At 50.1% G+C, this 12,251-nt stretch carries 9 protein-coding genes; all 9 read right to left on the minus strand.

Annotated elements, in window-relative coordinates; all coding sequences use genetic code 11:
- Window positions 1-1,708, minus strand: a 1,708-nt coding sequence (locus GX135_05265) for a hypothetical protein (protein NLN85498.1), incomplete at its 3' end; no start/stop codon positions are given.
- Window positions 1,709-1,899: 191 nt separating this feature from the next.
- Complete coding sequence (locus GX135_05270) at window positions 1,900-2,706, minus strand: phosphohydrolase (protein ID NLN85499.1); 807 nt, start codon at window positions 2,704-2,706, stop codon at window positions 1,900-1,902.
- Between the two features lie 9 nt (window positions 2,707-2,715).
- Window positions 2,716-3,171, minus strand: coding sequence for a threonine/serine exporter (locus GX135_05275; GenBank protein ID NLN85500.1), 456 nt, complete (start codon window positions 3,169-3,171; stop codon window positions 2,716-2,718).
- Window positions 3,171-3,962, minus strand: a complete 792-nt coding sequence (locus GX135_05280) for a threonine/serine exporter family protein (protein ID NLN85501.1) — start codon at window positions 3,960-3,962, stop codon at window positions 3,171-3,173. Before GX135_05280 ends, GX135_05275 begins: the two co-directional genes overlap by 1 nt.
- Window positions 3,962-5,554, minus strand: a complete 1,593-nt coding sequence (locus GX135_05285; GenBank protein NLN85502.1) for a hypothetical protein — start codon at window positions 5,552-5,554, stop codon at window positions 3,962-3,964. Before GX135_05285 ends, GX135_05280 begins: the two co-directional genes overlap by 1 nt.
- A gap of 48 nt (window positions 5,555-5,602) precedes the next feature.
- Window positions 5,603-7,858 (minus strand): DNA internalization-related competence protein ComEC/Rec2, encoded by a 2,256-nt coding sequence (locus GX135_05290; GenBank protein NLN85503.1) that lies wholly within the window; start codon window positions 7,856-7,858, stop codon window positions 5,603-5,605.
- Window positions 7,859-7,883: 25 nt separating this feature from the next.
- Window positions 7,884-8,429 carry a hypothetical protein gene (locus tag GX135_05295; protein ID NLN85504.1) on the minus strand — a complete coding sequence of 182 codons (546 nt, stop codon included), beginning with the start codon at window positions 8,427-8,429 and terminating at the stop codon, window positions 7,884-7,886.
- A 507-nt stretch (window positions 8,430-8,936) separates the two neighbouring features.
- A complete protein-coding gene (locus tag GX135_05300) occupies window positions 8,937-10,469 on the minus strand; it encodes a nucleotide sugar dehydrogenase (GenBank protein NLN85505.1) in 1,533 nt (510 codons plus the stop codon).
- A 303-nt stretch (window positions 10,470-10,772) separates the two neighbouring features.
- Window positions 10,773-12,167 (minus strand): MATE family efflux transporter, encoded by a 1,395-nt coding sequence (locus tag GX135_05305; protein ID NLN85506.1) that lies wholly within the window; start codon window positions 12,165-12,167, stop codon window positions 10,773-10,775.
- Window positions 12,168-12,251 lie beyond the last annotated feature (84 nt).

Here is a 12,251-nt window from a genome sequence, read left to right on the forward strand (position 1 = left end):
CGCCGTAGGTGCCGCTGCCATCAACGTCCACCAAAACCCAGGGATCGAAAGTGAGGGCAAAATCAGGATAGCTCTCAAAGCCTTCATCAATCTCAGTCGGAGGAGGCGGAGGAGGTGTGTCTCCAGGTGCAAGCCAGTCCAGGGATACGTAGTTGTTGTTCACGGCTGTGGCAGTAAGCTGGGTGGGAGGGTCCATTGAATCGGTGGATTCTATAATGGAGAAGCTATCCACATACAAATAGAACATGTTGGCTGCACTGTGTCCGTGGAATCCGATGTAGTGGATACCGCTGGTGGCAGGGGTGAAGAAAATCTGCGCCTGCTGGTATTCGGTGTTTGTGATATTTGTGTTTGTGAAAATCTGGTTTGTCAAAGCCGCGGCGTTGGGAGCCATACCAGTGTAAACGGTGAGGGCTTCCGGGTATGCTTCGCTGTTGGCGCGGTAGGAGAACCTGATCAGATATGTGTTTTCAGCATCCAGGTTCAGGGGCGGGGTCAGAAGCCAATCGTCCATGGCCTGGGTGGTACTGTAGCGAACGCGAGCGGCGTTGGGAGCTGTATCCGCGCTGCCGGCAAAGGTTTCCCAAGTGTAGGCATCGTTGTTTGCATTGATGGCAGACCAGCCCAAAGGCAGGGTGGGAACAGTCACATCGTCAAAATTCTGAACGTAGGGGAAAGTGTTCACGGTGGGGTCGGCCAGGGTGGTGAATTGCCAGATGGGGCAGTTTTCGGCATCGCCGCCATCAGCGTTGAAAGGCACCACCTGCCAATAGTAAACCGTGCTGTATCCCAGGTCGCCAGGATGGTCGTAAACAGTTTCGGTCTGAGTGGTTCCGTTCACCAGGTTGGTGGGCGGGGTGTTTGTGCCAAAATACAATTTGTAGCCGTCAACGGTTCCGCCGCCGGTGCTCCAGCTGAGGTTTGTGTTGATGGCCACGTTGGTGGCGTTGTTTGTGGGAACCGGGTTCACAGCGGGGCTGGGAGGTGTTCCCTGCGCGGGAGGTGCGAAGGTGAAAAGCAGGCCTTCAGTGGGATACACATCAGCGTTGATGCGGCAGGAAGCATTGTTAACGGTTCCCGCGGTGGTGGCAGTCCAATCTTCGGTGGTGCTGCGGTTGTTAAAATCTTGGTTTGAATCACCACGCAGACCAACCTGCACGCTTTGTGCGGTGGAAACAGTCATGGCGGTGATGTCGCCATAGGCAAAGATTACCTTGTTTCCGTTTTCATGCAGTTGGATTTGGAAGTTCAAGACGTCATTCGCGCAGGAAGTCGGGGCACGGCGATAGTTTTTCCATTGCACCGTGAAAACCCGGTTTGGCGCGGCGCCGCTGAGCAAATACATCAATTCACCTTCGTCGCGGGCTTTAAGGTCGCGGTTCATGGCGGCAACGATGTTGTTTGTGCCAGTTGCGGCGCTGATGGCAAGGTTGCTGGTGGCCACTTCAGCTCCAAGGGCCAAAAAGCCGTTGGACTGAATGCTGACCTGTGTGTAGTCTTCATCGTTGAAGGTGAAGGTGAATCCCAGGTCAATGGCATTGAAGCTTTCATTGTCATTGGTGTTATCACCCAGGATGGTGCCTCCGGTGATTTCGGTGTAGGTGCCGATGGCGCTGGTGAAATTATATTCATCCACCTCGGCAAAAACGGCAAAAGCCATTACCGAAAAAATCAACAGGAGCACGAGCTTGTTAAGGCTTGTTTTCATAACATCTCCTTAAGGATATTCTTCTGTTTTTAGTTCAGATTCTTTATTTGGACAACAGGACAAATCAAGCCCTGTTTTCCCATGTTTATGCAGAAAAAAAGAGCAGGCATATTTAGTCAAGCAAAAATTAGACCGAAGTTCCACACAATAAAAGCCTGACTCCGGTTTTTTGCTCTCTGAACAGCCTGTCTCTAAAGATAGCGCAACAGTTCCCGGTCTGTAACACCCGCGTGGAGTTCTATATATGGCTTCACGGGGCTTTTATTTATTTTGGGGAACAGCACTTCCTCCACCTGGAAAAAGCCCACCGACGCGCTCATTTCAACCGTGATGGCGATGGGTTTATCCTTGCCCTTGTTGATTTTAACCTTTTGGATGGCTCCTGCGGAAGTGCGGTGGATATCGCCCACACGCGGTTCGTTGGAAAGGATGCTGGGAATGCGAGCGCGTCCTTTTTCCATATCACTGCCATCTCCAATCAAGACCAAACCTGCTTCCAGGGAATTGATTTGCTGGGTTGCCATGTGCCCAAAAATTCCCTCGATGGCGATGGAGCGAATGGCAGCTTTGGTGAGATATTCATCCTTTTCGTGGGTGGCATCCAGAATCCTATCTATATATGGCAGTGCCAGTTGGATGGAAATAAGTTCGTGGGCGTGGCGAGCCACACTCATGCCCAAATCGTGCAAAAGTGAAGCCAGCAGCACTCCGGTCAAGGAATCTTCAGCTGTGCCAGCGCCCTCTTTTTCCAAACTCATCTCGATGCCCGCGTTGTTCAGAAGCGTAAACATCTTTATCGCGTTCAGGGTTGCCTTGCGCATGTGCACTGGACCGTGGTCGTTATAACCCAGACGCTTGATGGAAACGATATTCGCAAATTCTTGTGTGGCTTGAAGTTCGGGATCCGAAAACAGGAGCTCTGCCGCGTGCAGAGGCTTGCCTTTCAGCATTTTCAGGATTTTGCGTTCCAAAGCCAATTGTTTGGACGATTTATTCATGTAACTCCTTTAAAATCTATTCTTTAAACGAAACAGTATGTTTGTGAGGCTGCTCACCACCGCGATGGCCATGGCAATGGTCACGGAAATGAGCAGCAATTTGTATGTGTGTTCAGACGCCGCGGCGGAATCTCCAGCGATGTAACCCTGCATCGCGTAATACAATGTGCGCCCCGGAACCAGAGGAATTATCACGCAGGTCACAAAAACCGAAACGGGCACTTTCACCAAGCGCGCCACAATTTCACAATATATGCAAACCAGCAGGGTGGAACAAAAAATGGAGAAGAGCAGGGCTTGACTATAATGTAACACAATCAGATAGATAGCCCAATTCAAACCGCCGCCCAAGGCCAGAAGCAGAATCTTCCAACCCCGCATATTCGTGCGGATGGAAAAACCCAAAATGGACAGCGCCGCCCAGGTGAATTGCATCAGGGTGAGATGGTTAAAAGGACTGTTCATCAATGCCCCCAAAGCGCCCAAAGCTTCAGCATCACGCCGCTGCCGGTGGCAATCGCCACAGCGATGAAAATGGCTTCAACCGCGCGAGCCGTGCCGGAAACGAGGTCTCCGCTCATGGTGTCGCGTATGGCATTCACAAAACTTAAGCCCGGCACCAGCAGCATAATTCCGCCAATGATGATGTTGTCTATCTTGATGCGTGGCACCCAGATATCCAATGTTTTGGCAAAGGTAACAACCAGAGCCGAACCCAGGATATTCAGCAAAAAACTGTTTATCTCGAGCAATCCCAAAAGCTGAAGGGAGAGGCTCACCAAAATGCCAACCAAATATGCCACTCCAAATTCGAGCCAACTGCCACCAAAAAGCAGGCAAAAACAACCGCTGGTGATGCCTCCGCAAAAAACCTGAAACCACAAAGGCCAGTTTTTTTCCGTTTCGATGCGAGCCAGTTCCGCCAAAAATTCATCCGCGTTGAGCCGGCAAATTCCATCTTGGCAGAGGTCTTTTCCCATGTCATTCACCAGTTTGCTGACTCTGGTGATGCGTCCCAAGTCTATACGCCGGCTATCGATACGCTTGATGCTGGTGGAAACTTCCTCATCGCCATTTTGCACTGTGATAAAAATCCCCGTGGGCGTAACATAAGCCTGGGTGTCAGGGTGCCCAAAAGCCTTGCAGGCTTTGCGCATCATCAGCTCGACCCGGTTTGTGGTGGCTCCGTTTTCCAGCAGGATGCGTCCAATTTCCAAGCTAATCTTGGTGGTTTCCTTGATGTCCAAAACTGCCATTATTCCTCTGTTTGGGTTAGTTTTAAAATCTCTTCCGGCATGCCCAGAGCCCGAGCCACGCGGATGGCACTCAAAGGCGGAGCCTGGTTCGTTTTCAGGCGCCGCAATTCATAATTCATGGCGTCGTTGAGAACTTTCAGCCGTTGCGACGGACTCAGCGGTTTGGTGCGATCCAGAATGTCGGGATCCAACCCGGCAATGCTGTAGTGAGCCACTGTGTCCAACAATGCCGGCGCGGTGAAGTGTGTGGATGCCAAGCACATATGACGGCTCTCGCAAAGGTGTTTCAAGACCGCGGAAGCCAGGCGTTCCCCTTCGGTCGGGTTCGTGCCCCGCGCAAATTCATCCAGCAAAAACAAGGTGTTTCCATCCAAATTCAAGGTTTCCGAAAACGCGACCACTTCTCGCCCAAAGCTACTCAAATCCGCTTCCGAACCGCTTTCAGACTGATTGTACCAAATGTGGTCGAAAAAGGGAATTTCCGCTTCCGCACACGCCAAAGGTATGCCCAGCCGAGCCAGCCAGCAAAGCTGTCCAGCGGTTTTCAACACGGTGGTTTTTCCGCCCATATTCGGTCCCGTGAGCAGCGATACGGGTTTGTTAAAATCATAATCCAAGCTCTGCCAGCGGCGTCCCAGGCTTTCCAAATGCAGTTTCAGAGGCAGGTTTGCCGCGCCTTTCACCCGCAAAACCCTCTTTCGGGAAAGTTTTGGGATGGCGCAGTCGTAACGCAGGGCAAAATCGCTCAGGATAAACAGCCAGCAATACATGTTCAGAAGCTGTTGTGCCTCATACATTAAGGGTAGATTTTCGCCCAGATTGATGGAAAGTTGTTTGAGAACCTGGGCTTCCTCGGCTTCCCTTTTTTCCTGCAGCAACGCCAGCTCTTTTTTCAGTTCCAGACTGGCTTCATCGTCTGCCAGGATGAAGCTGTAATTCGCTACGCTTTCAGAACTTAACACAAAAAATGGCGATTGCAGAATGCGGTTTGCCAAAACGGTTTCCGCGCGGGAAATGGTGAATGCTTCCTTGAGCTGCGGCAAATCCAGTTCTTCACGAGCCGCTGCCAAAAACTCTGCCCTGCTGTGTTTTAAGCGATTGGCAAGCTGGAATTGTCCACTGAGGATTTCACCCAGTTTTTTGGAATATGCCGGGGAAAGATGAAACGAAGGCAGGCCGCCGCCTTCGGGATCCAAAATCGCGAAAGCGGGAGCGAGGTCCGGCAGGATAAATTTGTCCAACCAAGCTTTTCCACGCAGCCAGGCATGAAGCTTGCCATAGTGGTAAAGCCATTGTTTAAAAAGAAATAGCTCATGCAGAGCGAAGCTATGCCCACCCCGTTTTTTGGGAATTTCCAGCTTGGGAATGTGGGCAAACAATTCTTTAAGTTCGCGCAGGCTGTTTTCCTGTCCCCTCAAACAATCAATCATCTCTCGCAGTCGCTCAAAATGTGATTTCAAATCGTTAAGCGAGCGGGGCGGCAGTTGCAATTCTCGTTTTTTAACCTCGGCGGGATAGTCGCCATCGATGCCGATGAGGTCGAATATCTCTTGCAATCCCAAGGCTTTAGCCGTTTGCGATCTAATTTTCATCTCTTCTTCCACTTGTTTTTTACATGGACTCAAATACGGCGTTGGCTGTCAATCTTTTTGTGCAAAAGGCTCAAAAAAGCTACCCTCAGCGGTGCCGCGAATGCGTTTTGCGTAACGGCGGAAGTGGCTCATTGGCTCCGGATGTGGAAAGCCCCATTGATTTCGCTTTCCAGCGGTTATCCACACCTCTTCAGGATTAACAGCGCGCACGAATTCCCTGCAACTGGATGTTCTGCTGCCATGATGTCCCGCCTTCAAAAAATCGGCTTTCAATTCCTGGGGATAGTGCGCCAAAAGATGCGCTTCCGCATTTATATCTGCATCTCCTGTAAAGAGATAGCTCTTTCCACGATAATCCAGGCGAAAGAGAATCGAACCGCTGTTGCTGCTGTCCACAAAGAAATTTTTGTCCGGATGGAGGAATTTCAGGCGCGCCCCACCGGTGTAAACACTCAAAGTATCCGTAATCATCAGCAAATCAATGCCTTGCAACAAACCCTCCTGCTTCCAAATCTCCCATCTGGAATCCCGCGCGACTTCATCTGTGATCGCCATATTCTCTATTTTCAGGTGCTTGGCAAGGTCGGGAAAACCTCCGCTGTGGTCGGCATCCAGATGAGTCAAAACCAGCCAATCCAATTTATCAATATGTTGTTTCTTTAACCATGGCAACAGTTTACGAGTTGCCCAACTGGTTTCCGAGTTGTGCCATTTGGGGCCTGTGTCCACCATCAGCTTGCTGCCATCGGCAAAACAGGCGAGGATGCAATCCCCTGTGCCACAATCAAAAACGTAGATTCCGGCTTCCTGTTGCGGAACAAATCTGGGATAAATCAGCAAAAACACGCCCAAAGCCACCGCTGGCAATGTCTTCCAATTGAATTTCAAATGACGCAGCATCCAGAGCAGACCAACTACGAGCAACATCGCGCCCACAAGCTGAACCCAATTTATCCAGGCATTTTCCAGATAAAAAGGAAGGCTGGCAACCAAATCCGTCCAGCCCAGAAAAACCCTCATAATCACTTTGTAGGCAGTGATATACGCCGCGCTCAGCCAGTTCCCGCCCGGAACCAACAGCACCAAAAATGAAACCATCAGCAAAACCGAAGCCAGGGGAATGCCCAACAGGTTGCCAACAATACCATTTAGCGAAGCTGTGCCAAAATAAAACAGGGTCACCGGCATCACCGCCAATCCCACAGTTAAATTCAATAACAGTAAATCCAGCAAACGGTTAAGCTTTGTTCGTGGCAGCTCTGCCGGTATATCCTTTTCTGTAATCCAAGGGATTTTTGGCAGCCCCAAAATAATCACCCCGATACACAAAAATGAAAGCTGCAAGCCGATATTGAAAAGCTGCGTGGGGTCAAGCGCCGTGATGATGAGCAGGCTCAAAGCCAGAAGCTGCGCGCCGCCGACACGAATTCCGCGCCAACGTGAAACAATCATCAGACCAATCATCAAAATCGCCCGCGTCACCGATGGCGACCAGTGATTCAGGGCAGCGTAAAATGTTATCAGGAATAGAAATACCACTTCCGCCACGCGCCGGGGAAAAAAGAAATTCAGCAAAACCATCAAAGCCGCGTAGATAAACCAGATATGCAGTCCACTCACCACAATCAGGTGAATCATACCGCTGCGGGTAAGAGGTTCCCGGACTTCACCTTTGCTTTGAGTGTCCGAAAGCAGCAGTGCCTTGGCAAGATAGGCGTCCTCGCCCAGTTTGGCATCAAGGTTTTTCAGCAATTTGGCGCGCCACAAGGCGATGGGAACCGCGGCGCGAGGTTTATCCAGCTTCGTCAAGCCCTGACGCACGTAAGCACGATGCCGGGCGGGAAAAGTGTCCAAAAGCGGGTCATGCGTTCCGGGGATAACTTCCAACAGGGCTTGGTAAGATTGTCCCAGTTCCAATTCCGGGCTGTAAATCAAGGTCAGGGGTTCCCGAACCTTCACTCCCGCAAGCTCTTCCAGTTGGATTTCATGAATGCCGCCATCTTTGGAAAGCAGTTTGGTGACGGTGAATTCGGCTTCCTGCTGCACATGGCCCCTACTCTCCAAAACCAGGTCCAACGCGGAAGGCACTGCCACGGCTTGCCAGCGCAGCGCTCCCAAAACCACACAAAGAATAATCAGGGCAAGGGCTCTTGTCCGTTTTATGAGCAATGCAAACAGAAAAACCAGCCCAGCCGCCATCCAAAGCCAGATTTGCGCCAAGGGCAGCGTTTTTGCCAACAGCATACCCAGGCACCACGCCAAAACCGGGATCAGCAGTGGCGCCGGCGGCTCTTTTCTTTGCATCGGAAAAACGATGAAATGTTTTGGCTCAGCGCCGGTTGAACATACCCAAAATCAAGCCCAGAACCAAAGACCAGATTGCCGCCAAGCCAATACGCAAATCCGGTTTTTGCATAAAGGTGACCGTGTGGGCTGGAATCCAGAACCAGAGCAGGGAAAGCATGCTTTTATGGATGCCTTTCCAGTTCATTTGCCGTTCACCCAGATTGTCCAACAAACGGTGTATCAATACCAAAAACAGCCCAAATTGCAGGTTCATAAAGGCTGAAATGGCAAATGCTTTGCCAAAATTATTGAGCGGAGGCAAATAGCCTTGTGCTTCCAAATGCTCCACATAGCCGGTGAAACCCAAAAAAGAGTATTTAATGGCGACACCCAACACCGCCCACACCAACATTTTCCACAGCGTGAGAAAAAAGGTGAAGGGATAGCGGAAGCTCTTTTGGATTATCCATTTGGACAGGATTTCGCCCAGGGTTCCCAGGATGGCAAATTGAATCATTGCCGACACCAAGGGGTAGGCCTTTACCCAAGTTAAATATGAACCGGACAAAGATTTAAAAAACTCGAACATGCTTTCTCCTTAGCAGGATTTTATGTTTCAAAAATGGCTGTGAAACCTTTGCTCGAAACTTTTTCAAGCTCTTTGCTTCCCGCCTTTTTTGTCAATACTTTTCTGCCTCAATGGGAAAGATTAGCTTTCCCACAAAATTTAACGGCAAACAAAAACCATCGAGCCACTCACCTGAAAAAACCGTAACCATCCATGCCCGAGCTTGCTGCGTTCTTTTATCCAGCTTGTGCTTTCCTCCAGCCGCCCTCCTCAGATGTCCGTCCATGGACGGGGGCTCGAGGAAGATTATCCAACAGGAACTGTTTTTGGAATCAAGAACGAAGCGGGTTGGCTATGCCTTGCCCCTTTGGTATTCCTTATATTTCAAAGGCTATATATAAGCCAGACATAGGGTTAGGGTCTTATTGATGCTCAAACAACAGACTTGTACATATATTAGGGGAATACAAAAAAGAGGCGGGGATTAAACCTGCCTCTTTCATTGCTATCTATTTATCGTGTAATGTCTTAAACGATGTGCCCTTTACCCACGCCGCGAACCAGGCAGCCCAGGCGTTTGTATTCGTTGACGCGTTCGTCGCTGAGGAAGTTTGAACAGTCCACAATCAAGGGTTTGGTTCCGCAGATATCCAGAACCTCCTGGGGCTGCAGATTCTTGTATTGATCGTGTCCCACGGCGAAAACAACCACTTCCGCTCCGGGCAAAACCGCGCGGATGTCGCTTTCCACTTTGGAATCTTCAAGTTCCGGCCAGGCTTCAACATAGGGGTCGTGAGTGAGCACTTCGGCAAATTCCCTGCGCAGGAATTCCACCAAGGTTTTGGTGGGTGAATGCCTGGTGTCGCCAACGTTTTCCAGATATGAAACACCCAAAATCGAGATTTTCACGTTACGCAGTTCGGGGATTACAGTTTTAATCAGTTTGATGGTGTGTAAAGGCATGGTGTCGTTGATGTTCACGCCACGGATTGCCATATCCAGGCAGCCGTCCAGTTCAAACAGGGTTTGCATCGCCCAGTTTGCCAGAACGGGGTCTTTGGTGAGGCAATAGCCACCGACGCCGAGGCTGGGGCGCAAAAGATTGTCGTGTGTGCCCTTACGTTTGCGGATGGCATCACGCACCTTGAAGAGGTCCACCCCAATTTGCTCCGCGAAACCCGCCCATTCCAATGTGAGGGCGATATTCACAGCGCGGTAGGTATTTTCCATGGTTTTTGCCAATTCGGAAGCGTTGGTGCTGTCGAGCTGGGTGAGAGGATAATTCTCCACGTTCAACACGTTGTTCAAAAACTCACGGCAAAGCTGGGTGCTTTTTTCATCGACTCCGGCAAAAACGCGCCAGAAATCGCGGATGGAGCTCACATATTTAGCTCCGGGCATCACGCGTTCGTAGGAATGCGCCACCAAAGGTGGATTGGTTTTGATGTCGATGCCGCGTTTGGTGAATTCTTCCTCCAAAATCGGTTTCACCACTTTTTCGCAAGTTCCGGGGGGAACCGTGGTTTCCACCAGGACAAGGCAATCGGGACGGATGTGCTGTCCCAGCATGCGGATACCTTCCCGGAAAGCCAGCAAATCGCAATAACCTTTTTCAGCTTCGCCGAAGGAGGGTTTGGTGGCGTCCAACTGGATATCCACCACCACAAGATCAACCAGGCTGTAAATAAAATCTTCGCTGGTGGCACGGAAATTTTTCTTTTCAACCACGGTGCGGTGGAATATTTCGGGAACTTCCGGGTCGGATGAAGCCACGGGAGGCACGCCGGTGTTGATTACCGGGACTTTCCAATAGGAACGTTTGGAAGGACGCTGGTGTCCGTGCACAAAATAAATGGGTTCGCCTTTTTCGTTTTCGGCATCGGCAACCACAGCCGCCATCACGCAACCGACAAAACCCAAGCCCTGCACAGCCACAATTTTGCGACCCAGGGCACGCTGTTCATTGGTTATTTTTATCAGTTCCTCACGCTCTAAAGCGTTTTGTTCTTCTGTTGGAATATTATACTTTTTGCCGTCTGGAGCTTGCGAAACATTCAGCATGGGATAATCTCCTTTTTTGATATAATTCACTGTTGGTTCAAAAATTAAAAACGCTCTGTGTGTCAAGGATTATTTGCCCTTGCGGCATAAACTCAAAACTCGTGCGCCAGAGAAATAAATCGCTAACCAAAAATCATGTTGGCAAATTTGAAGTTCTTTTTTATGCGATATTATGAAAAAAGCTTTTTGGCATTGTTGATGGTGTTTTAGCGCAGTGTTTATAGCTATGGTCATGATGGCATTTTCACAGGTCTCATTTATAAAACGCAGACAATATATTCAGGTTTTAAAGACAGCGGTCTCCTACGCCTCATCCGCCGGCATGGGCAAAATGTATTCCTGGGAAGAAGGCGCCGGAACATGATATTTGAGCCGGCGTACGATTGAGATTACGAAAATACCGGAGAGCAGTGTAATCAGAAAATCCGACACAGGCATGGCGTGGATGAGACCTTTGAATCCATAAAGCTTGTTCAACAGGTAGAGGGCTGGAATGTAGATCAGGCCTTGTCTGGAGATGGATACGATGAAGGCGGGCAGCGCTTTTCCCATCGCTTGGAGGCTGTTCATCAGAATCATTCCCACCCCGGCGAATGGAATCGCAAACACATAGGCACGAAGCACTTGGCAGCCAAAAGCCAGAATTCCTTCGTCTGTGATGAACATTCCAATCAGCGCGCGTGGGAAGATGACAAACATCAGGGTGAAAATCACGCTGAGACCCAGATTGATGAGAACGGCGGAAACCAGCGCTTTTTTCATGCGCTCAAAATTTCCCGCCCCAAAGTTGAAGCCAATGAGAGCCTGAACCCCGATGGAAACTCCGATAAACACGAAAATGGGGATGGAAAACACACGCGACGCCACGCCCAGGGCTGCCACAGCGCTGACCCCGTAAGCCGCTGCCAGATTGTATGAAAAGGTGTTTCCCACGCTCATCATTATCTGGCTGATGGAGGCTGGAATCCCGATTAAAAGTATCTCGCGGTAGATGTTCCAGTTCGGGCGGAAAAACTTCCAGGATGGCGCTGCCACAGCGTTTTTGCTGTAATAATAGTAGATGTAATACGCCATTCCAAGTCCCTGGCCGATAACGGTGGCGATTGCGGCTCCGGTCACACCCATGTTCAAGCCAAATATGAAGATAGGGTCAAGAATGATATTCGCGCCGGTGCCGATAAAAAGACCATACATGGCTTGTCGCGCGGCGCCTTCACCGCGTACGAGCTGTACCAGGGTGAATTTCAGAATCACGAACGGGCTTCCAATCAAAAGCCAGCGCATATATTGACCGGCGGGAACAGCCGTTTCACCGGTGGCGCCGACAGCTTTTAAAAATAGTGGAATTGCCAAAATCCCCACCACACCGAGGATTATGGACACAATCAGGGAACTGAACACGGCGGTGCTGGTGGTTTCCCGCGCTTTGTGATATTCCTTCCTGCCCAAAAGACGGGAAAGATAGCTGGCGCCGCCAACCCCGAAAATCCCGGAAATTGCCATCTGGAAACTGAACAGCGGCATGGAAATAGATACCGCCGCCACCAGGGCTTGGTCGTTCAATTTGCCGATGAAAAATGTGTCTGTAAGATTATATAGAATATTCACCAGCATACTGAGGACGCTGGGTAGAGCGAGATTGAAAATTGCCTTGGAAACCGGCATGGATTCCAGAACGTGGATGTTTTTCTTTGTCATAGCTTAGTTGATTTTTACCTTAGCTAACCAATATAATCCGAACGGGGATTTTGTCAACTGTGAGGGCGGAATTCCGCTTTTTTA

The sequence above is a fragment of the Candidatus Cloacimonadota bacterium genome, from assembly GCA_012522635.1.
Taxonomy (GTDB): Bacteria; Cloacimonadota; Cloacimonadia; order Cloacimonadales; family Cloacimonadaceae; genus Syntrophosphaera.

What these genes read in the sequence shown, in the direction of transcription:
- GX135_05270 (NLN85499.1), bottom strand. Translation starts at nt 2,706, where the DNA reads ATGAATAAATCGTCCAAACAATTGGCTTTGGAACGCAAAATCCTGAAA.
- GX135_05280 (NLN85501.1), bottom strand. Translation starts at nt 3,962, where the DNA reads ATGGCAGTTTTGGACATCAAGGAAACCACCAAGATTAGCTTGGAAATT.
- GX135_05295 (NLN85504.1), bottom strand. Translation starts at nt 8,429, where the DNA reads ATGTTCGAGTTTTTTAAATCTTTGTCCGGTTCATATTTAACTTGGGTA.
- GX135_05290 (NLN85503.1), bottom strand. Translation starts at nt 7,858, where the DNA reads ATGCAAAGAAAAGAGCCGCCGGCGCCACTGCTGATCCCGGTTTTGGCG.
- GX135_05285 (NLN85502.1), bottom strand. Translation starts at nt 5,554, where the DNA reads ATGAAAATTAGATCGCAAACGGCTAAAGCCTTGGGATTGCAAGAGATA.
- GX135_05300 (NLN85505.1), bottom strand. Translation starts at nt 10,469, where the DNA reads ATGCTGAATGTTTCGCAAGCTCCAGACGGCAAAAAGTATAATATTCCA.
- GX135_05275 (NLN85500.1), bottom strand. Translation starts at nt 3,171, where the DNA reads ATGAACAGTCCTTTTAACCATCTCACCCTGATGCAATTCACCTGGGCG.
- GX135_05305 (NLN85506.1), bottom strand. Translation starts at nt 12,167, where the DNA reads ATGACAAAGAAAAACATCCACGTTCTGGAATCCATGCCGGTTTCCAAG.